Source organism: Vannielia sp., from assembly GCF_029212645.1.
In the GTDB taxonomy this organism is placed as follows: Bacteria; Pseudomonadota; Alphaproteobacteria; order Rhodobacterales; family Rhodobacteraceae; genus Vannielia.
On record NZ_JARGND010000017.1, the window covers coordinates 13,806 to 33,373 of the forward strand.

General features: G+C 62.4%; 20 protein-coding genes. 13 read left to right on the plus strand and 7 right to left on the minus strand.

Features of this window, described 5'->3' with window-relative positions:
- Window positions 1-48 precede the first annotated feature (48 nt).
- On the minus strand, window positions 49-1,791 hold the full coding sequence (gene argS / locus P1U55_RS07440; RefSeq protein WP_301046907.1) for an arginine--tRNA ligase: 1,743 nt from the start codon (window positions 1,789-1,791) through the stop codon (window positions 49-51).
- Between the two features lie 327 nt (window positions 1,792-2,118).
- Between argS and P1U55_RS07445 the strand changes: the two genes are divergently transcribed.
- Complete coding sequence (locus tag P1U55_RS07445) at window positions 2,119-3,183, plus strand: hypothetical protein (RefSeq protein WP_301046908.1); 1,065 nt, start codon at window positions 2,119-2,121, stop codon at window positions 3,181-3,183.
- Between the two features lie 26 nt (window positions 3,184-3,209).
- Here P1U55_RS07445 and P1U55_RS07450 read toward each other — a convergent pair whose 3' ends face one another.
- On the minus strand, window positions 3,210-4,352 hold the full coding sequence (locus P1U55_RS07450; protein WP_301046909.1) for a deoxyguanosinetriphosphate triphosphohydrolase: 1,143 nt from the start codon (window positions 4,350-4,352) through the stop codon (window positions 3,210-3,212).
- Between the two features lie 88 nt (window positions 4,353-4,440).
- On the opposite strand from P1U55_RS07450, the gene P1U55_RS07455 reads away from it, so the two are divergent.
- A complete protein-coding gene (locus P1U55_RS07455; RefSeq protein WP_301046910.1) occupies window positions 4,441-4,764 on the plus strand; it encodes an iron-sulfur cluster assembly accessory protein in 324 nt (107 codons plus the stop codon).
- Between the two features lie 107 nt (window positions 4,765-4,871).
- Entirely contained in the window at window positions 4,872-5,663 is a 792-nt protein-coding gene (gene xth / locus P1U55_RS07460) for an exodeoxyribonuclease III (RefSeq protein WP_301046911.1), read from the plus strand.
- Window positions 5,664-5,919: 256 nt separating this feature from the next.
- On the opposite strand, the gene P1U55_RS07465 is transcribed toward xth, so the two are convergent.
- Both P1U55_RS07465 and dksA read right to left on the minus strand, forming a co-directional pair.
- Window positions 5,920-7,086, minus strand: coding sequence for an FAD-dependent oxidoreductase (locus tag P1U55_RS07465; protein ID WP_301046912.1), 1,167 nt, complete (start codon window positions 7,084-7,086; stop codon window positions 5,920-5,922).
- A gap of 64 nt (window positions 7,087-7,150) precedes the next feature.
- Entirely contained in the window at window positions 7,151-7,573 is a 423-nt protein-coding gene (gene dksA / locus P1U55_RS07470; protein ID WP_301046954.1) for an RNA polymerase-binding protein DksA, read from the minus strand.
- A 188-nt stretch (window positions 7,574-7,761) separates the two neighbouring features.
- Here dksA and P1U55_RS07475 point away from each other — a divergent pair, with 188 nt between their 5' ends.
- A complete protein-coding gene (locus P1U55_RS07475; RefSeq protein WP_301046913.1) occupies window positions 7,762-8,601 on the plus strand; it encodes a MoxR family ATPase in 840 nt (279 codons plus the stop codon).
- A 132-nt stretch (window positions 8,602-8,733) separates the two neighbouring features.
- Window positions 8,734-9,144 (plus strand): Fur family transcriptional regulator, encoded by a 411-nt coding sequence (locus tag P1U55_RS07480; RefSeq protein WP_301046914.1) that lies wholly within the window; start codon window positions 8,734-8,736, stop codon window positions 9,142-9,144.
- 179 nt (window positions 9,145-9,323) lie between these two features.
- On the opposite strand, the gene P1U55_RS07485 is transcribed toward P1U55_RS07480, so the two are convergent.
- Window positions 9,324-10,178, minus strand: a complete 855-nt coding sequence (locus P1U55_RS07485) for a DUF4394 domain-containing protein (RefSeq protein ID WP_301046915.1) — start codon at window positions 10,176-10,178, stop codon at window positions 9,324-9,326.
- Window positions 10,179-10,372: 194 nt separating this feature from the next.
- Here P1U55_RS07485 and P1U55_RS07490 point away from each other — a divergent pair, with 194 nt between their 5' ends.
- The 5 genes from P1U55_RS07490 to P1U55_RS07510 all read left to right on the plus strand — a co-directional run bounded on the left by P1U55_RS07490 (window position 10,373) and on the right by P1U55_RS07510 (window position 15,206).
- Window positions 10,373-10,909, plus strand: coding sequence for a sigma-70 family RNA polymerase sigma factor (locus tag P1U55_RS07490; RefSeq protein WP_301046916.1), 537 nt, complete (start codon window positions 10,373-10,375; stop codon window positions 10,907-10,909).
- Complete coding sequence (locus P1U55_RS07495) at window positions 10,906-11,598, plus strand: anti-sigma factor (protein ID WP_301046917.1); 693 nt, start codon at window positions 10,906-10,908, stop codon at window positions 11,596-11,598. Before P1U55_RS07490 ends, P1U55_RS07495 begins: the two co-directional genes overlap by 4 nt.
- Window positions 11,599-11,999: 401 nt before the next feature.
- A complete protein-coding gene (locus P1U55_RS07500; protein WP_301046918.1) occupies window positions 12,000-12,947 on the plus strand; it encodes a DMT family transporter in 948 nt (315 codons plus the stop codon).
- Between the two features lie 242 nt (window positions 12,948-13,189).
- Window positions 13,190-14,467, plus strand: a complete 1,278-nt coding sequence (gene eno / locus P1U55_RS07505; RefSeq protein WP_301046919.1) for a phosphopyruvate hydratase — start codon at window positions 13,190-13,192, stop codon at window positions 14,465-14,467.
- Window positions 14,468-14,783: 316 nt separating this feature from the next.
- Window positions 14,784-15,206, plus strand: coding sequence for a cupin domain-containing protein (locus P1U55_RS07510; RefSeq protein ID WP_301046920.1), 423 nt, complete (start codon window positions 14,784-14,786; stop codon window positions 15,204-15,206).
- Between the two features lie 125 nt (window positions 15,207-15,331).
- Here P1U55_RS07510 and P1U55_RS07515 read toward each other — a convergent pair whose 3' ends face one another.
- Window positions 15,332-16,450: an anhydro-N-acetylmuramic acid kinase gene (locus tag P1U55_RS07515; protein WP_301046921.1), complete on the minus strand. Its 1,119-nt coding sequence runs from the start codon at window positions 16,448-16,450 to the stop codon at window positions 15,332-15,334.
- 71 nt (window positions 16,451-16,521) lie between these two features.
- On the opposite strand from P1U55_RS07515, the gene tyrS reads away from it, so the two are divergent.
- The 3 genes from tyrS (at window position 16,522) to P1U55_RS07530 (ending at window position 19,284) form a co-directional block, all read left to right on the plus strand.
- Window positions 16,522-17,772, plus strand: coding sequence for a tyrosine--tRNA ligase (gene tyrS, locus P1U55_RS07520; RefSeq protein WP_301046955.1), 1,251 nt, complete (start codon window positions 16,522-16,524; stop codon window positions 17,770-17,772).
- 118 nt (window positions 17,773-17,890) lie between these two features.
- Window positions 17,891-18,883 (plus strand): zinc ABC transporter substrate-binding protein, encoded by a 993-nt coding sequence (locus tag P1U55_RS07525; RefSeq protein ID WP_301046922.1) that lies wholly within the window; start codon window positions 17,891-17,893, stop codon window positions 18,881-18,883.
- 47 nt (window positions 18,884-18,930) lie between these two features.
- Window positions 18,931-19,284: a hypothetical protein gene (locus P1U55_RS07530; RefSeq protein ID WP_301046923.1), complete on the plus strand. Its 354-nt coding sequence runs from the start codon at window positions 18,931-18,933 to the stop codon at window positions 19,282-19,284.
- A 6-nt stretch (window positions 19,285-19,290) separates the two neighbouring features.
- Here P1U55_RS07530 and P1U55_RS07535 read toward each other — a convergent pair whose 3' ends face one another.
- Window positions 19,291-19,563 carry a MarR family winged helix-turn-helix transcriptional regulator gene (locus P1U55_RS07535; RefSeq protein ID WP_301046924.1) on the minus strand — a complete coding sequence of 91 codons (273 nt, stop codon included), beginning with the start codon at window positions 19,561-19,563 and terminating at the stop codon, window positions 19,291-19,293.
- Window positions 19,564-19,568: the final 5 nt, after the last annotated feature.

Sequence of the window (19,568 nt, forward strand, 5' to 3'; positions counted from 1 at the left end):
CGTGGCCGCTATACTGCCGCCCCGGTCACATGGCCTGAGCGTCGAGGCTCAGCGCAATTCTTCCGCCGGGGTTACGCCAAGAATACCAAGACCGGACGAAATAACAACGGAAACGGCCTTCGCAATGGCGATTTTCGGCAAACTGGCGCTTTCGTTGCCCTCCTGGAAGAAGCGCAGCTCCGGCTCATCGTTGCCCCGGTGCCAAAGCGCGTGGAAGGCCTGGGCCAGATCGTAAAGATAAAACGCAATGCGATGCGGCTCATGGCCCTTGGCGGCAATCTCCACCATGCGCGGCCACTCGGCCAGCTTGCGCATGGTTGCCAGTTCTGCCGGGTGCACCGTGCCAGGTTCCTGTTCCAGCAGGTTTTTTTCGCTCACGTCCCAGCCCGCCGCCTCGGCCTTTCGCAGCACCGAACGCACCCGCGCATGGGCGTATTGCACGTAGAAAACCGGGTTGTCCTTGCTCTGCTCCATCGCCTTGGCGAAGTCAAAATCAAGCGGGGCGTCGTTCTTGCGGGTCAGCATCACAAAGCGGGTCACATCTGCGCCCACCTCATCCACCACGTCGCGCAGCGTGACAAATGTGCCCGCCCGCTTCGACATTTTGAACTCTTGGCCGTCCTTGAACAGCTTGACGAGCTGCACCAGCTTCACATCCAGCGGCACACGGTTGTCACTCAACGCGGCGACAGCCGCCTTCATCCGTTTGACGTAGCCGCCGTGATCGGCGCCAAACACATCAATAAGCTCGTCGAAGCCTCTGGAAACCTTATCGAAATGATAGGCGATGTCAGGGGCGAAATAGGCCCATTTGCCATCCGCCTTCTGCACCGGGCGATCCTCGTCATCGCCAAACTCGGTGGATTTGAACAGCGTCTGCTCGCGGGCTTCCCAATCTTCCGGCAACTTGCCTTTGGGCGGCTTTAACTTGCCCTCGTAAATCAGCCCCTTGTCACGCAAATCCTCGATTGCGGCTTCAATCTTGCCAGTGCCGTAAAGCGCCTTTTCCGAGAAGAACACATCCATCTCAACGCCCAGCGCCGCCAGATCGGCGCGGATCAGCCCCATCATCGCCTCGGTGGCAAAATCGCGCACCTCTTCGAGCCATACCTGCTCGCCCTTGTCCACAAAGGCATCGCCCACCTTGGCCTTCAGCGCCTCGCCCACTGGCACAAGGTAATCACCGGGGTAAGTGCCGTCCTCAAACGCCACCTCCTGCCCGTGCGCCTCAAGGTAGCGCAGGTAGACCGACCGGGCGAGCACATCCACCTGAGCGCCGCCATCGTTGATGTAATATTCGCGCGTTACCTCATGGCCCGAATAGGCGAGCAGGCTGGCGAGGGCATCACCAAACACCGCGCCGCGGGTATGGCCCACATGCATGGGGCCCGTCGGATTTGCTGAAACAAATTCTATGTTTACGCGCCGACCTTCACCCAGATCAGAGCGGCCAAACCCCTCTCCCTGCGCCAGAACGGCCTTTACCACACCGCCCCAGACACCGCTCACCAGCCGCAGGTTGATAAACCCCGGCCCGGCAATTTCGGCGCTCTCGATCCGCTCGTCAGCCGCCAGCCGTTCGGCCAGTTTCCCGGCAATCTCGCGCGGGTTGGCCTTGGCGGGCTTGGCCAGAACCATCGCCGCATTGGTCGCCATATCGCCATGGGCCGCATCGCGCGGCGGCTCAACCGCCACATTGGCCAGTGACAGCCCCTCAGGCAAAGCGCCCTCGGCTGTCATCGCTTCCAACTCCTGGATCACCAGCGCACGGATATCGGCAAAGAGGTTCATTTCAACGGTCCTTTTCGTTGTCCGCGTCTCTACCAGCCTACTGCCCCGCGTCAAGTTACGCTTGCACAGGGCGCGCGCGGCCACCCCTCGGCCCATGGCTGCATGGCATGGGGTTTGCGCTGGCGCTTTTGGCTCACCGCCGCGCCCGCCCCGCCGGCCACATTGCTGCACGGCGCAGGGGGGATTGCCTATTCCACACTCATCCTTGTCGGGCTGGTCTGGCTCGCGTGGCGCGCGCTTCGCCCCCGCACAAAGGGCTGAGCGCACAGGCCTTTCCCCCGCCGTTCCCAGCCCTTACCATGCCGCAAGAGCACAAAAGGACACCTGATGGATCATCCCACCCGCACCCAAACCGCCCTGCGCATCTGCCTTGGGCTGCTGTTCGTTCAGATGGTGTCGCTGGCCATGCTCAAGTCCCTTCCCGTTCAGCTTTTGGTGCCACTGCCCGGCCAGTATGCTCCGCCTTCGCCTTTGGCCTATACGATTTATGCCTGGGGCGGGCTGGTCAACTCTCTCATGCCGGCGCTGATCGCGGTGATCCTGCCGCACGCGGTGCTGCGGCCTTTGTGGGCCTTCCTTGCCTCGCTGCTGCTGGCGCTTGTGAGCCTCGCGTTGATCGCCAACAGCGCTGCGCTTCTGCCCCTGAGCGCTGCGGCTTTCTACCACATTCAGGTGTGGATCTACGCCATCGCCTCGCTGATCACGCTCACCCCGCCGGTGATGCTGGCCATCGCCCTGGCCACCCGGCTCGAACTCGCCTCGCACCGCGTTCTCGCCGCCGCACTGGCGCTGCTCGCCGCCCTGCTCATCGTGCTTCAGGCCGGGACCGGCACCGCGCTTGGCGGCACAGCCCTGCTGTTCCTGCCTATGATCATTGCCGCTTTCGTGCTCAACCGGCGCGGCGTTCTGCCGGGGCGGGCCTGGCTTTGGACAGTCGCCATTTTCCTCACATGGGCCTTGCCCAATGTGATCTTTGTGCTGCCGCAACTGGTAGAAGCCGCGATGATCCCCAACCCAGCGCAGCGGTGGGCCGCGCTTTCCGCCGTCATCAAGGCCTCCACCGCTTCCGGCTGGCTCACAAGCGGCGCCGGGGACTTGATGAGCCTCGCCGCGCTCATTGGCCTCACCGCTCCGGCCAAACCAACCCGCATGGAGAAACTGCTCGCCGGGCTGGTGATCCTTGTCGCCCTGCTGCCCGCCCTTTCGTTCGGGTTCCACTTGCCAAATATCAATCCAGGCACCACGCTGCAAGCCTGGCGCGAAGGGCTATTCAGCCCCGCCTATCTGGTGATCGGCACTACGATCTCTGCCTTGAATTTCCTCGGCACATGGATCATCGGCTTCACCGCCGCATGGCTCTACCTGCGCCGCACCGCCCTGCCCACCGCCTAATCTTTCGCCACCGTCAAGCGACCAGCCTAGCTGCCGCCCAACAGCTCTTCATGCACCTGAAGCGCAAAGCGGTCGGTCATTCCGGCGATGTAATCCGCCACAATCCGCGCCAGCGCCGTTTTGCCCTGCGCCTCGGCCACATCATGCTGCCAATCCACCGGCAAATGCTCAGGATGCGCCATGAAATGCGGAAACAGCGCTTCCACCACCCGCGTAACGCGCTCGCGCATCTCCACCACGCTGGGCGCGCGATACATCCGCTCAAACAGGAATTGCCGCACCTCCTGGATTTTTTCCTGCACCCCGTCAGAAAAGCCCACCACCGGGTAGCCCAAATTGCGCACCGCTTCTGCGCTCTCGGGTTTGGCCTCTGCCAGCCGCTCTTGTGACACCGCGATCACATCCTCAACCATCACGCCAAACACCCGGCGCAGCGCTTCATGCCGCCGCCGGATCGGATCAAGCCCCGGATAGATCCGATCCACCTCGGCAAAGGACGGCCCGGTCAGCGCCAGCTCTTCCAGATCCGCATCTTTAAACAGCCGGGCCCGCAGCCCATCCATCAGATCGTGGTTGTTATAGGCCACATCATCCGAAAGCGCGGCCACCTGCGCCTCGGCGCTGGCATGGGTGTGCAGCTCCAGATCGTGGCGGGCGTTGTAATCGGCAAGGCTATAAGGCAGCGCGCCCTCAACCGGGCCGTTGTGCTTGGCGATGCCCTCCAGCGTTTCCCAGGTCAGGTTCAACCCGTCAAACTCGGCGTAATGCCGCTCCAGCGAGGTCACAATGCGGATCGCCTGTGCGTTGTGATCAAAGCCGCCATGCGGGGCCATCAACGCGTGCAGCGCATCCTCGCCGGTATGGCCAAAGGGCGGATGCCCCAGATCATGCGCAAGGGCAACGGCCTCTGTCAGCCCCACATCCAGCCCCAGCACCCCGGCAATGGTGCGCCCCACCTGCGCCACCTCCAGCGTATGGGTCAGCCGGGTGCGGTAATAATCGCCCTCATGCTCCACAAACACTTGGGTTTTATGCTTCAGGCGGCGAAAGGCGCTGGCATGGATAATCCGGTCCCGGTCCCGCTGGAAGGGCGAGCGGAAGTGGCTCTCCTCCTCGGGAAACAGCCGCCCCCGGCTTTTCTGCGGATCACATGCATAAACTGCCCTCATCGCTCACCCTTTCCTGATCCGGCCTGCCTTGCCGTGCGCCGTTTCGCCCCATATATTGCATGTGAAACCAGAATGCGATGGTACCCCGATGTCCTTCTCCCTGCCGCCAAAAGTCACCCCCCGCGCCTTTGAGCGCCTGGCCGAAATCAGCGCCGCCCCAAAGGCGCTGCGCGTCGCCGTCGAAGGCGGCGGTTGCTCGGGGTTTCAGTACGAAATCACCCTGGATGAACCGGTCGATGGCGATCTGGTGCTTGAAGGATCGGGCCAGAAGGTTGTGGTGGATGAGGTCTCCCTGCCCTTCCTCGAAAACGCCGTGATCGACTTCACCGATGAGCTGATCGGCGCGCGCTTCACCGTCGATAACCCCAATGCCTCAAGCTCCTGCGGCTGCGGCGTGTCCTTCTCGATGTAAGCTCCGCCGGGGCCACCCTCCTCCCCGGCCTCCATCGCCCGCAGATAGATTGTGCAACCCGGCCCGATCAGGCACAAATGCGCCAAACCCCGCGCCGGAGACCGCCCATGAAAATCGCCACGTTCAATATCAACGGCGTCAAAGCCCGCATCAACGCCGTGACCACATGGCTCGGCGAAAGCGCCCCCGACGTGGCCCTGCTGCAAGAGATCAAATCGGTCGACGAAAACTTCCCCCGCGAGCTGTTCGAAGACCTCGGCTATAACGTTGAAACCCATGGGCAAAAGGGCTTCAACGGCGTGGCGATCCTGTCGAAACTGCCGCTTGAGGATGTCAGCCGTGGGCTGCCCGGCGATGACAGCGATGAGCAGGCCCGCTGGATCGAGGCCACCGTGGTGGGCGAGCGCGACGCCCTGCGCCTGTGCGGCCTCTACCTGCCCAATGGCAACCCGGTCGAGGACGGCCAGTCCGAGAAATTCCGCTACAAACTGGCCTGGATGGACCGCCTCATCGCCCGTGGCCGTGCCCTGCTGGACAGCGAAGAAATCGCCCTGATGGCCGGCGATTACAACATCATCCCAACCCCGCTTGATGCCGCCCGCCCCGAGGCCTGGGTCGGCGATGCGCTCTTTCACCCCGAAAGCCTCGCCAAATGGCGCGCGCTCAACAATCTCGGTTTCACCGAAGCCTTCCGCGCCGGCACCCAGGGGCCGGGGCATTACTCGTTCTGGGACTACCAGCGCGGCGCATGGGACAGGAATGACGGCATCCGCATCGACCATGTCCTGCTCACCCCCCAAGCCGCCGACCGCCTCACCGACTGCTGGATCGAAAAAAACCTGCGCGGCCGCGAAAAACCCTCCGATCACGTCCCCGTCTGGGTCGATCTCGATCTTTGAGGCGCGCCCTCGCCGCCAAACCGGACCGCCCGGCTCATCACAAAAACCAATGCCGCCGTCATCACCGCCGCCCGCGCTAAAGCCTCGGATCGGCTGGCACAGGGCTCCATCGATAACAATACTTCGGCATTCACTGCCTAATGACGGAAATTCACTCTGCCTGTCGCGGCAGTTTTTCCGCCTCCATCTCCCCCTCTCAGCACTGCTGCCCTGAAGGGATGGCGGGTGCGGCGTCTTTGCCGCAAGGCAAACAGCGTCACCCCGCCGTCACATCCTCTCCCCAAAGCCAGTCAAACCGCCCCGGCAGCACACGCGGCGCAAATCGGCTGGCTGTTCTCAACGCCAGATGCGCCGCCATGCGCTTTGGCCCCGGTCGCAAGTGGTAATTCTGCGCATTCGCCGTGGCGGCTTCCACAATCCGGCGGCTGCGGGGGCGGCGCACGGCTTCCCAGCTCGCCAATCCCGCCTCAGGGCTATCATGCCCCTCCAGCGCGGCGGCCAGCGTCCAGCCATCCTCCAGCCCCATCACCGCGCCCTGCGCCAAATAGGGCAGCGTCGGATGCGCCGCATCGCCAAGAATCGCCACGCCCTCGCGGTGCCAGCGCGGCGCAACCGCATGGCGAAACAGCCCCCAGCGGCGCACGCTATCTACCCGGTGCAGCCAGTCCTCAACCCGCGCCGGAAACCCCGCAAAGTGAATGCGGAATTCCTCCACGTCTCCGGGCACCTGCCAGCCTTCGTCCACCCAAATATCCGCATCTTCACAGGCCACAAGGTTCAGCAACCGCCCGCCGCGCAGCGGATAGGCCACCAAATGCCGCCCCGCCCCAAGGAAAAGCTGCGCCTCGCCGGGCACCTCCTCTGCGTCGGCCAGGTCCACCGTCGCCCGCCACGCCACCTGATGGGTAAACACCGGCTCCTCCGGCCCCAGCAACGCCCGGCGCGCGACCGAGTGCAGCCCGTCCGCACCGATCACCAGCGCCGCCTCGCGCGCGCCCTCACCTGTGATCACAACGGGCCGCTCGCCCGGCTCCACCCGCTCCACCCGCTGGCCCAGCGCGATCTGTACGCCAACGTCACGCGCGCCCTGCTCCAGCATCTCGATGAAATCCGCGCGGTGGACATAGGCAAACCGCCCGCGCTCCGCCAGGCCCATCCACAGCACATCGCGCCCGCCGATCCCGTCGATCATCCGCACGCCCCGGCTTGGCACCGCGATCTGCTCAAACCGCTCCGTCAGCCCCAAGGCATCCAGCACCGCATAGCCATTCGGGCTCATCTGAATGCCTGCGCCCACCTCGGCAATCGCCGGCGCCTGCTCCAGCACCGTCACCGCCGCACCGCGCATCGCCAGCGCGCGCGCCGTCGCAAGCCCGGCAATGCCGCCGCCCACCACCAGAATATCCGTGCCAATCAAAGCCATAAAACACAAATGCCCGGACAGCTTTTCAGCCCCGGGCACCTCCTTTTTCGATCATTGCCACCCCTCAGTCGTCGCGGTGGACCTTTTCACGCCGCTCATGGCGTTCCTGCGCCTCAAGGCTCAGCGTCGCAATCGGGCGCGCATCCAGCCGCTTCAGCGAAATCGGCTCCCCGGTCTCTTCGCAATAGCCATATTCGCCCTCGTCAATCCGGCGCAGCGCCGCGTCGATCTTGGCGACCAGTTTGCGCTGGCGATCCCGCGTGCGCAGCTCCAGCGCCCGGTCGGTCTCTTCCGAGGCGCGATCCGCATCATCGGGAATATTGCGAGTGCCGTCCTGCAAGCCCTCAATGGTCTCGCGGCTGCCTATCAGCAAATCGTTGCGCCAATTGATCAGCTTGCGGCGAAAATACTCAACCTGTCGCTCATTCATGAAGGGCTCATCCTCTGCGGGACGATAATCCTCATCCACAAAGCTGTCCTGCTTCATCTCTTGTCTCCCGCCGGTGGCGTCACTGTCACTCATTCTGCTTACACGAGTCGATTGCATTAGGTGCTCCCGTGGCGCTTCATCTACACCCGGTCCGCCCCCTTGTCACTTCCTTTTAATGGCGTCACTGTGGAAATGAACATGCCGTGATCACAATCGGCCAAACGAAACAGGATTAAGGAAAAACCGTGAAGTTTCAGGGCACCGAGAGCTATGTCGCCACCGAGGATCTCACCGTCGCGGTCAACGCCGCAGTCACTTTGCAACGCCCCCTGCTCGTCAAGGGCGAGCCGGGCACCGGCAAAACCGAACTGGCCCGCCAGGTCGCCGCGGCGCTGGATGTGCCGATGATCGAATGGCACATCAAATCCACCACCCGCGCCCAGCAGGGCCTCTATGAATATGACGCCGTGAGCCGCCTGCGTGACAGCCAGCTTGGCGAGGAGCGGGTGCATGATGTGGGCAATTACATCAAGCGCGGCAAGCTCTGGGAGGCCTTCGCCGCCCCCGGCCGCGTGGTGCTGCTGATCGACGAGATCGACAAGGCCGACATCGAATTTCCAAACGACCTTCTGCAAGAGTTGGACCGGATGGAATTTCATGTTTATGAGACCGGCGAAACCGTGAGCGCCATCCACCGCCCGATCGTCATCATCACCTCCAACAATGAAAAGGAACTCCCCGACGCATTCCTGCGCCGCTGTTTCTTCCACTTTATCCGGTTTCCCGAAATGGAAACGCTCAAGCAAATCGTCGAAGTTCACCATCCGGGAATCAAAACCGAATTGCTGACAACCGCGCTCACCCAATTCTATGAAATCCGTGACCAGCAAGGCCTGAAGAAAAAGCCAAGCACCTCCGAAGTGCTGGATTGGCTCAAGCTGCTTCTGGCCGAGGATCTCAGCGCCGAGGATCTGAAGAAAGACAGCACCAGCGCCTTGCCCAAACTGCATGGCGCGCTGCTCAAAAACGAACAGGACGTTCACCTCTTCGAACGCCTCGCCTTCATGGCCCGCCGCGAGCGGTAAGCCATCAAAAAGCCGTCAGGCAAGCTCTGCCGACCGCCGAAAATCTGATCGGCGGTCGCAACTTCCCCGCCTTGCCCTCTGGCAAAATGCCCCCGACAGCGCTAGACCCTCGGGACCAGCGGGAGAGGCAGCATGACCCAGACTTTGATTGAGCGTTCCCTCGCGAAGGGCCTGCGCATGACAGGCCAGCGCCGGGTCATCGCCGAGGTGCTGCAAGCCGCCGACGATCACCCCGATGTCGAGGCGCTCTACGCCCGCGCCTCCGCCGCCGACCCCAACATCTCACTCGCCACGGTCTACCGCACCGTCAAACTGTTCGAGGAAGCCGGTCTGCTCGAAAAGCTCGAATTTGGCGATGGCCGCGCGCGCTATGAAGACGCCGAGCGCGACCACCACGACCACCTGATCGACATGAACTCAGGCGAGGTGATCGAATTCGTCGACCCCGAAATCGAAGCCCTGCAAGAAAAAATCGCCGAGCGCCTTGGTTATGAGCTAAAGGGACACCGGATGGAACTCTACGGCGTGCGCAAACGCGACTGACCCGGCCCATATCCGGTAACAATTCCCCCCACCTGCCCCACCCGCCATAGGATCAAACCGCCGGATCAAACCGGCCCGATGGGCGCGTTTCATCAAACGAAAGTGCCCCCAGCGATCACGCCAGGGGCACGCCTGTTACTGTAACAGGGCGGGCCAAAATTTGACCCTCACTCACAAAATTACATGCCCTGTGAAACAGCAAACCCGGTGAAGCCACCCATACCAAGATCGCCGAGATCAGTCAGAGCGCCAGATGTAAGGTCGACCATATAGAGGCCGGCAGTTTCTTCGCCGTCGATCTGAAGAACGGCATACGCCATGTCGGTTCCTTCCTCAGGCGAAACGATGTCAAAGCCCCCCGCATCGATAACGTCCACGGCCTCACCATCAATGGTCAGCAAACCAACGGTCGCAAGTTCGCCTGCGTTGTTTGCCAATGTGACCAAAGCATTTGCGCGGGCGTCCAGCGCATATTGTGCAGTTGACTTGGCCTTCGCCCCTGCAATCGCGTTGGTATAGGCGTTTGCAAATATCAATGGGTCAGTCCCGGCCGAGGTGTCACCTTCAGCGTAGAAGGCATCGGTGAACCGGCGAACCGAATTGGCACGCTCGTCTGCATCGCCGAAGCCATCAGGGAAATACACCAGGTTGGCCCCATCAGCACCAACGGCGCGAACCGCATCAATCTTATTGTTGAAGTCAAATGCCACGGCCCCTTCCGTGATGACCGCATCCTCCATGAAGGTTGCTCCCAAGTCGGTCAGCTCCCCTGTCATGGTGTTGATTTCGTAGATTGTCCCGTCTGCATAGCCAAGCAGTTGGCTGGTCACTGGACGGTAGGCAATTGCCCGCAGAGGTGTTTTCAACCCGTGGGTGAGCACCTCACCCGGGGCAGCAATATCGGCCATCGTGACAAGCGTGCTGCCATCTTCTGCCAGCGCATATCCTGATGTGCCGGCGTGCCCCATTGAAAAGGCCGGGGTCGCAAGCGTAAGAACAGATAGAGTTAAGGCGGCTGTGGTCTTCATGGTCATATTGATCGTCCTTTTTCGTTTACAACGATCAGCGTTTTGCTGATCGATTGCTTAAGTCACGCAAGGACGGTTCAGGAAGTTTCAGACGTGACGAAATTTATTTTGGAAGGCATACTCATGTCATGAGTGACCCAATGCAAAAGGCAGGCGCACGGCATGTGGTGTCATCGGGTCATACTCAACCTCCAGGTCCTGTGGCAGAGCAGATCGAAGGTTTGATTGCGCGATGCGCGTTGGGTAATCAGGAAGCCTTTACCGCTCTTTATGATATGACGAGCGCGAAACTTTTTGCGGTCTGCGTCCGTGTCTTGAACAGAAACTCTGCCGCAGAGGACGCAATGCAGGACGCCTACATCAAAATCTGGAAGAACGCAGGGCGTTATCGCGTGACCGGGCATTCGCCGATGACCTGGTTGATCACAATTGCCCGCAACACTGCGATTGACCGGTTGCGCGCGCAACGCGGTGATAAAGACCTGGCAGATTATGAGGATGTGCTCTCGGCCCCCGGTAGCACCCCGGAGCAGGCGGCAATCGCGCGTTCTGAGGCTGGTCGGATCGCAGAATGCCTCAACACTTTAGCCACTGACAGACGGGCAGCAATCACCGGCGCCTATCTTGAGGGGCGCGGTTATGCGGATCTTGCTGAGCAGGCGGGCGTGCCGCTTAATACGATGCGCACATGGTTGCGACGCGGATTAATCGCGTTAAGAGAGTGTATGGGCCAATGACGGATGATTTTGAAACTGACGATATGTTGGCCGCTGAATACGCAATTGGCTTGCTGGCCGGGGAGGAGCGTGCCGCCGCGCAAAACCGTGCCACCACTGACCCCGCCTTTGCAAATCGGATCATAGAATGGCAGGCCCGATTGGCCCAAATGGCCGATCTGGCCCCAATTGATCCGCCTGAAGCTGTGAAGTCCGCCGTGATGGGGCGGCTGTTCCCAAAGGCAGCACGCGTGTCGTTCTGGCAACGGCTGGGGGTTTGGCAAGCGCTCACAGCCGGGGCCGTGGCCGCATTGCTTTTGATGGCAGCGCTGATGTGGCAGCCCGGACCGCTCGGCCAAAATGGGCCGCTCTATACCGCCGAGATCGTCTCTGAGGCCCGCGATTTCCGTGTCGTTGCCATCGTAGACAAGACCGCGAATGAAGTGACACTGACCCGCACAGCAGGGGCAGCACCTGCCGGTCGCATCCTGCAAGTCTGGGCCCACGGCCCGGACGCGCCGGCACAATCGGTGGGTCTCTGGCCGGAAGGCGATACCGTGCGTCTCACCCTACCGCCCGAAATTTCCTTAGTCACAGGCGTGTTGACCTTGGGCGTATCCGAAGAGCCGCCCGGTGGGTCACGCACTGGATCGCCATCGGGCCGCGTGTTCGGCACCGTCGATATCCTCAACGTCTCGGATGCGACCTAGACGGAAGCCGACATTGGAGCAACGTCAGCAAAAAAGGCGCTCCGTCCCGCAGGCCAAACTTCAACAGGCCAAACCCAAAGGGTGGCCACCCCCCCCAACCGCAGCCAAGCCGAAAGTGCCACTCATCCGCCTGCCCGTCCGCCGGGCTGGCGCGACCTATCCGTTGGCGGTCCGCCTGACCGGAAGATAACCTTGCCCCCATAAGCGTCATCCGAAAACCCATCGGTGCCCCCACGGGCAATCGCGCGGCCGTCTTGGTGTGGGTCTGGGGCAAAGCCGCGCACGCCGGCCTCCCCTCCACCATGCCCCCCACGCTTAGCGAGCCGCCCTCCCCCAAACCGCCTCGCCATTTCCGCCAATCCGCGATAGCCCTGTGCCAACCGGCCAACAGGAGAGCCCGCGTGTCTGACAATCTCAAAGGCATCACCCTCATGGTGCTCGCCATGGCCGGGCTGGCCGGCACCGATACCCTGATCAAGCTTCTGGCCACCGTCATGCCCGCCCCCCAGGTGATCGCCATCCTCGGGGCCGGAACCACGGTGACCTTCACCCTCGCCGCGTTCCTTCGCCGTGAGCCGGTGTTTTCACGCGCCTTCTTCCACCCCGCCGTGTTGGCGCGGGGCCTGTCCGAGGGGATCGCGGGCATCTCCATCACCGCCTCTCTGGCGCTGCTGCCCATCTCCACCGTTTCAGCGCTGATGCAGGTCAATCCGCTGCTCGTGACCCTCGGGGCGGCGCTGTTCTTTGGCGAAACCGTTGGCTGGCGGCGCTGGATGGCGGTGGGCCTTGGCCTTTTGGGGATGCTGCTGATCATCCGTCCGGGGTTTGACCCAGATGCCGCCATTCAGGCCCTCACCGGCCCGCACCCGGCCCCTCCTGTCTTTCCCGGCGGGATGGCGGGGTTTGACCCGGCCTTGCTGCTGGCGGTGCTCGCCGCTCTGGCCCTTTCGGCGCGGGATCTCACCACCCGCGCCGCCCCGCGCCACCTGCCCTCGCTCACGCTCTCGGCCTGGGGCTTTTGCTTCGTGCCGCCCGCCGCGCTGATCCTGCTCGCTTTCTGGCCGGGCGGCCCGCCGCAGCCCGTGTCGCTGCCCACCCTCGGCCTCGCCTTTATTGGCATGCTCTTCACGGTCGCGGGCTACTGGGCGCTCACCGCCTCGGTGCGGGTGGGAGAATTATCTACCGTCGCGCCATTTCGCTACAGCCGCCTGCTGTTTGCCGCCATCATCGGCCTCACCCTCTTTGGCGAGCGCCCCGACCGTTGGACAGTGATTGGAGCGTTGCTCATCATCACCGCAGGCCTCTATGCCTTCTTGCGAGAAAACCAGCGCCAACGCCGCGCCACCTAGCCATGGCCTCTCAATCCGGCGTTCATTTGATCCCCCTTTGAGAGGCCCTCGCTCGCAACATGCCCCTCAGCAGGCATGAACAGGGTGAATGCCCTGCGTAAGCCGCAAGCCCCGCCCTTATCGCATACCGTCCGCGCAAAACACCGCCCCTGCGCCGCTTGCGCCGTTTCATGCTTTCCCCCACCTTCGCCAGTTGGTAAATCTGGGCCAATCAAATTGCCCTTCACCCAAGGACCACGCCCATGAGCACCATCATCGACATCCACGCCCGTGAAATCCTCGACAGCCGTGGCAATCCCACCGTTGAAGTGGACGTTATCCTTGATGACGGCACCCTTGGCCGCGCCGCCGTGCCCTCCGGGGCCTCCACCGGGGCGCATGAGGCGGTTGAAAAGCGCGATGGCGACAAGGCCCGCTACAAGGGCAAAGGCGTGCGCGATGCCGTGGCCGCGGTAAACGGCGAAATCGCCGAAACGCTGGTTGGCTTTGATGTCACCGAGCAGGTGGCGATTGATGGCGCGATGATCGAGCTTGACGGCACCGCCAACAAGGCCCGCCTCGGCGCCAACGCGATCCTCGGCGTGTCACTCGCCGCCGCCAAGGCCGCCGCCGAATATACCGGCCAGCCGCTTTACCGCTACGTTGGCGGCACCTCGGCCCGCACCCTGCCGGTGCCGATGATGAACATCATCAACGGCGGCGAGCACGCCGATAACCCGATCGACATTCAGGAATTCATGATCATGCCGGTCTCCGCCCCCACCATCGCCGATGCGGTGCGCATGGGCTCCGAGGTGTTCCACACCCTCAAGGGAGAGCTTTCGGCGGCAGGCATGTCCACCGGTCTGGGCGATGAAGGCGGCTTCGCGCCCGAGATCCAGGGCACCCGCGAGGCGCTCGATTTCATCTCGAAGTCGGTTGAAAAGGCGGGCTACAAAATGGGCGAAGACATTTTCCTCGCCCTCGATTGCGCCGCCACCGAATACTACCGCGATGGCAAATACGAGATGAAGGGCGAAGGCAAATCCCTCACCTCCGAGGAAAACGCCGATTACCTCGCCGCCCTGGCCACCGACTACCCGATCATCTCCATCGAGGACGGCATGTCAGAGGATGATTGGGAGGGCTGGAAGATCCTGACCGATAAAATCGGTGATCGCGTGCAGCTTGTCGGCGATGATCTCTTTGTCACCAACCCCGAGCGCCTCGCCTCGGGCATCGAACAAGGCGTCGCCAATTCGATGCTGGTGAAGGTCAACCAGATCGGCACCCTCACCGAAACCCTGCAAGCCGTCGATATGGCCCACCGCGCCCGCTACACCAACGTGATGAGCCACCGCTCGGGCGAAACCGAAGACGCCACCATCGCCGACCTCGCCGTCGCCACCAACTGCGGCCAGATCAAAACCGGCTCGCTGGCCCGCTCCGACCGGCTCGCCAAATACAACCAACTCATCCGCATTGAGGAAGAGCTGGGCGAAGTGGCAATCTACGCCGGCAGGGGCATCCTGCGGGACTGATCCCCGCCAAAAGCCCCCTCACAACGGCTCATCACAGCAAAAACCGCCCGCAGGCCCCAAAGCCTCGCGGGCGGCTCTCTTCATAAGCCCGCTCACACCTTCCGTACCCCGCTCGCCAGCTTCAACACCCCGGTTGCCGCCCTCCTGCCCAAAGTAAATCGCCGGATCATCCACGCTGCCGCCCCGCGCGCCCTCCCTGCCCTGCGGTGTGCGCACTTCACCCGGCGCCGTCCCTCCAACCCCATTCCACCGTGTTGCCCTTCGCGCTATCACTCATCGCAGCCTCCCTGTTTTGCTGTTCAGAAGGACACCGCAGATGACCCCTGATGAGATCATTTCCAAATTGCAGCTCATCCCCCACCCCGAGGGCGGCCACTATCGCCAAACCTGGATCGCCGACGGCCCCGGCCGCCCCTCCGGCACCTGCATCTACTTTTTGCTCAAACCCGGCGAGCGCAGCCATTGGCACCACGTCGATGCCACCGAGATCTGGCACTTCTACGCCGGAACCCCGCTCACCCTGCGCCTCTCACCCAGCACCGAAGGCCCCGCCGCCGCCCATACTTTGGGGCCAAACCTTGCCGCTGGCGAGGTGCCTCAAATCATCGCGCCAAAGGATCACTGGCAAGCCGCCGAAGCTGCCTCGGATGGCTGGGCGCTCTGCGGATGCACCGTGTCCCCCGCCTTCGACTTTTCGGGCTTCACCCTCGCCGCGCCGGGCTTTGACATCCCCGGCTAACCCCGCTTCCCAGGGGCGCGGGCCGGTCCGTTAACCCCCTCCTCCTTATGTCAAATGACATGTGCATGGGTTGTGCATCCCTTGTGCATCCCTTGTGGCCCCTTGCTTTTCAAGGTTAACGCCCCTCACCCGTCCCGCAACGCCCCGGCAGGTTCGCTCACCACGCCGCCGCCAACAGCGGCCCGCACGCCGGTGGTTGACGGAAAGGAGGTTGGCAGCCCCTTGGCCACCCGAACCGCCATAAAAGCAAAGGCTTGCGCCTCCAGCATGTCCCCATCCAGCCCGACCGATTCCACCGGCTCCACCGGGCATCCCACCCCTTCGGCGATCATCGCCATCAGCACCGGATTCTTGCGCCCTCCCCCCGTCACCAAAACCCGCTCTGGCGCACGCGGAAAATGCTCCGCCCCCCGCGCCACCGAAGCCGCCGCAGCCGCCGTCAGCGTGGCGGCGGCATCCTCTACAGACAGCGCTTCAACATCTTGAACAAGCTGCACAAAATCATCCCGATCAAGGCTCTTGGGCGGCACTTTCCAGAAGTATCCATGGCCCGCAAACCGCTCCAAAACCGCCTCATCAACCCGGCCCTTTGCCGCCACCGCGCCGCCCTCGTCAAACGCCATCCCAAGCCGCGCCGCGACCAGATCATTCACAGGCGCATTGGCTGGCCCGGTATCAAACGCCAGCATCGCGCCCTCCTCCTCGGGAGCCTCCTTCGCCGGGTCCACCCAGGTCACGTTGCCCACCCCTCCCAGGTTGAGGAAAACCAAGGGCTTTTTTGCACCGATCCACCTCGCCAACGCAAAATGATAGACCGGCGCCAAAGGCGCGCCCTCGCCGCCCATCTCCACATCGTTGCTGCGAAAATCCCACACCACGGTCCGGCGCAGCATCTCTGCCAAAACCCGCCCATCGCCCACCTGATGCGTGCCCCGCCCGCGCGGCGCATGGGCCAGCGTCTGGCCATGAAAGCCAACAATATCAACGCCCTCCAGCAGCTCGAGCATGAGCACCGCATGGGCGTTTTCCACCACGGCCCCCGCTTCCGCCACGCCCGCCTCCCCCGGCCAGCGCCCCAGCGCCGCCTTGATCGCAGCGCGCTCGGGATCCGAATATTCGCGGTAGCCACTCTCACCAAGGGCAAAAATCTCATGCCCATCCGTCTCGATCCAGGCAGCATCCACCCCATCCAGCGAGGTGCCGCTCATCGCGCCCAAAGCCCTTACACGGCCCTTTTTCAACATGGCCTTCCCCTCTTGCCTTCGGGCCAGTATGAGGGGGGCTCAACACCTTTCGCAACATGGAAAAAAGCGATATGACCTACCACCCAAAATCGGACTTCATGGCCGTAATGATGGAGCGAGGCTTTCTGGCGGATTGCACCGACTATCAAGCCTTTGACGAAGCACTGATCAAGGGCGTGGTGCCGGGCTATATCGGCTTTGACGCGACCGCCAAATCCCTCCACGTTGGCTCGCTGATCCAGATCATGACCTTGAGATGGCTGCAAAAAACCGGCCACCAGCCGATCACCCTCATGGGCGGCGGCACCACCAAGGTGGGCGATCCGAGCTTTCGCGCCGATGAGCGCCCCCTGCTCACCCCGGACCAGATTGATGACAACATCGCAGGCATCAAAAAGGTGTTCGCCAAGTACCTCGATTACGAGGGCGAAACCCCCGCGCTTATGCTCAACAACGCCGAGTGGCTCGATGGGCTGAACTACCTTGATTTCCTGCGCGACATTGGCCGCCACTTCTCGGTCAACCGGATGCTGTCGTTCGAGAGCGTGAAGTCGCGGCTCGACCGTGAGCAAAGCCTGAGCTTCCTTGAGTTCAACTACATGATCCTCCAGGCCTATGATTTCCTTGAGCTTAATCGCCGCTATGGCTGCCTCGCGCAGTTTGGCGGAAGTGATCAGTGGGGCAATATCGTCAACGGGATCGACCTCACCCGCCGGGTGCTCGACCATGAGATTTATGGCCTCACCACGCCGCTGCTCACCACCTCGGACGGCAAGAAGATGGGCAAATCGGCCAATGGCGCGATCTGGCTCAATGCCGATATGTGCGCGCCCTATGAGTTCTGGCAGTTCTGGCGCAACACCACCGATGCCGATGTTGGCCGCTTCCTCAAGCTCTACTCGGAGCTTCCCGTTGACGAATGCGAAAGGCTCGGTGCGCTAGAAGGGGCCGAGATCAACGAAGCCAAGATCCGGCTCGCCAATGAGGTCACCACGCTCTGCCACGGCGCAGAGGCGGCGGCGGCGGCAGAGTCCACAGCGCGGGAAGTCTTTGAAAAGGGCGGCGTGGGCGATGATCTGCCCACCCTGTCGCTCGCTCCCGCCGATGTTAGCGATGGCATTTCGATCGTGCAGCTCATCGTGCGCTCCGGTCTGGCCAAAACCGGCAAGGAGGCCAAGCGCCTGATCGCCGAAAATGGCGCCCGGATGGATGACGCGCCGCTCACCGATGCTGGCCTTATGCTTGATGCCGCCGCGCTGTCCTCGCCGGTCAAGCTGTCGGCAGGTAAAAAGCGCCACGCGCTGGTGATGCTGGAAAGCTGATAAATCAAGAGCTTGCGGCGCGAACCTCATCTAATTGCGCCGCAAGCACCTCAAATCGCGCTTGCGCTGTTATAACATAACAAATAGACCTCCGAGGAGACATCAACCCGGAGGCCCCATGCGCACCCTCATTCCCCTATTCTTCGTCGCCACGCCTGCCCTCGCAGAGCCGCAGGTGCTCACCGATCTGCCCCCCATCCACTCCCTCGTCGCACAGGTGATGGAAGGCGTTGGCACCCCCGATTTGCTGCTTGACAGCAACGCCTCGGGCCACGGCCTCAGCCTGCGCCCCAGCCAGGCAGGGCTGGCTGAAAACGCCGATCTGGTCTTCTGGGTCGGCCCCGATATGTCTCCTGGGTTGGAGAAATCGCTATCGGTTCTCGCCAGGGATGCAAAGGTTACCGCCCTGATGGAGCGACCCGAAACGCTGATCCTGGATCGCTCCTCGTCAGAGGCACACGCCCATGACGGCGACGAGGATCACGAGGATGAGCATGCTGACCACGATGATCACGACGATCATGAAGAACATGCCGATCACGATGACCACGACGAGCATGAAGAGCACGCCGCCGAAGATGACCACGGCCACAACCACGGCTCGCGTGACCCGCACGTCTGGCTCGACCCGGAAAACGGGCAAATCTGGCTGTCGATGATCGCCGAAGAGCTCGCCGCGCAAGACCCTGAAAATGCTGAAACTTACCACTCCAACGCCACCCGAGCCACTGAGTCTCTCGGCGCATTGCAGGCTCAAATCACCGAGAAGCTGGCGCCCTTCCACGATGTGGAATACCTCGCCACGCACAGCGCGTTTGGCTACTTCGAGGCCCGCTTCCACCTTGCCCCGGCCCATGCGCTCACCGGCGTCAACGCCGAGGCCCCCACTCCCGGTGCCATGTCCGAGGTGCGCCACGCGGCTGAAGACGGCATCACCTGCCTGATCGTTGAGCCTGACACCCCTCAGGCCACCATCAAGACTCTGACCGAAGACACCAACCTCAAGGCACAGCCGCTTGATCCGCTGGGCCGCGATTTGCCCGCCGGGCCGGGCCAGTATGAGGCGCTTCTGACCCATATTTCAAAAGGTTACGCCTCCTGCCTCGACTAAGCGCTTCTCTCCGGCTAGGCTGGTTTCACCCTAGCCGGAGACCCCCTATGCGCCCTTTTATTGCCCTGGTAATTGCCCTCACCTGCGCCACCCCGGCGCTTGCAGAGATGCCGCCATGGGCCGGGCATTGGGCCGCCGAGCCCGCGTGGTGCGCCAACCAAACCGGCACCACCCCACAGGCGCCGATCTACCTCGCCGATACCGAGTTTCGCGGCTACGAAAACACCTGCGATATCATCTCAGCTGCTCCCCTCGCCGCTGGCGATGCCTGGGACATGCACATGCAATGTGTTGGCGAGGGCCAGGAATACGAGATCGACGCGATCTTCATGGTTGAAGACGGCAAAACGCTTTTTTGGTGGGATCAGGGCTTTATGGGTCATTTCACCCGCTGCCCCTGACCAAAGCTAAAGCCCTGCAATCTTTCGCAAAAATGTGAACAGCATCTCACGTTGTGCAGCCGGAACGCCGCGTAAAAGCCGCGTGTTATGCGCCTCTGCCAGACCGGTGAGTTCGGCGTAGGCGGCCTGCCCTGTTGGGGTGATCCGCAGGGTTTCGTGCCACCGATCATCCGCCACCTCCTCACGGGGCCAAAACCGCCGCCGCTCCAGCGCCGCAACGGCACGGCTGACCTTGGTTTTGTGCAAATTGGCACGGATCACGATCTCGCTCGCTGTCATCTCGC

Coding starts and splice junctions, on each gene's coding strand:
- argS (WP_301046907.1), bottom strand. CDS start 1,791: ATGAACCTCTTTGCCGATATCCGTGCGCTGGTGATCCAGGAGTTGGAA.
- P1U55_RS07445 (WP_301046908.1), top strand. CDS start 2,119: ATGGATCATCCCACCCGCACCCAAACCGCCCTGCGCATCTGCCTTGGG.
- P1U55_RS07450 (WP_301046909.1), bottom strand. CDS start 4,352: ATGAGGGCAGTTTATGCATGTGATCCGCAGAAAAGCCGGGGGCGGCTG.
- P1U55_RS07455 (WP_301046910.1), top strand. CDS start 4,441: ATGTCCTTCTCCCTGCCGCCAAAAGTCACCCCCCGCGCCTTTGAGCGC.
- xth (WP_301046911.1), top strand. CDS start 4,872: ATGAAAATCGCCACGTTCAATATCAACGGCGTCAAAGCCCGCATCAAC.
- P1U55_RS07465 (WP_301046912.1), bottom strand. CDS start 7,086: ATGGCTTTGATTGGCACGGATATTCTGGTGGTGGGCGGCGGCATTGCC.
- dksA (WP_301046954.1), bottom strand. CDS start 7,573: ATGAAGCAGGACAGCTTTGTGGATGAGGATTATCGTCCCGCAGAGGAT.
- P1U55_RS07480 (WP_301046914.1), top strand. CDS start 8,734: ATGACCCAGACTTTGATTGAGCGTTCCCTCGCGAAGGGCCTGCGCATG.
- P1U55_RS07485 (WP_301046915.1), bottom strand. CDS start 10,178: ATGACCATGAAGACCACAGCCGCCTTAACTCTATCTGTTCTTACGCTT.
- P1U55_RS07495 (WP_301046917.1), top strand. CDS start 10,906: ATGACGGATGATTTTGAAACTGACGATATGTTGGCCGCTGAATACGCA.
- eno (WP_301046919.1), top strand. CDS start 13,190: ATGAGCACCATCATCGACATCCACGCCCGTGAAATCCTCGACAGCCGT.
- P1U55_RS07510 (WP_301046920.1), top strand. CDS start 14,784: ATGACCCCTGATGAGATCATTTCCAAATTGCAGCTCATCCCCCACCCC.
- P1U55_RS07515 (WP_301046921.1), bottom strand. CDS start 16,450: ATGTTGAAAAAGGGCCGTGTAAGGGCTTTGGGCGCGATGAGCGGCACC.
- tyrS (WP_301046955.1), top strand. CDS start 16,522: ATGACCTACCACCCAAAATCGGACTTCATGGCCGTAATGATGGAGCGA.
- P1U55_RS07525 (WP_301046922.1), top strand. CDS start 17,891: ATGCGCACCCTCATTCCCCTATTCTTCGTCGCCACGCCTGCCCTCGCA.
- P1U55_RS07530 (WP_301046923.1), top strand. CDS start 18,931: ATGCGCCCTTTTATTGCCCTGGTAATTGCCCTCACCTGCGCCACCCCG.
- P1U55_RS07535 (WP_301046924.1), bottom strand. CDS start 19,563: ATGACAGCGAGCGAGATCGTGATCCGTGCCAATTTGCACAAAACCAAG.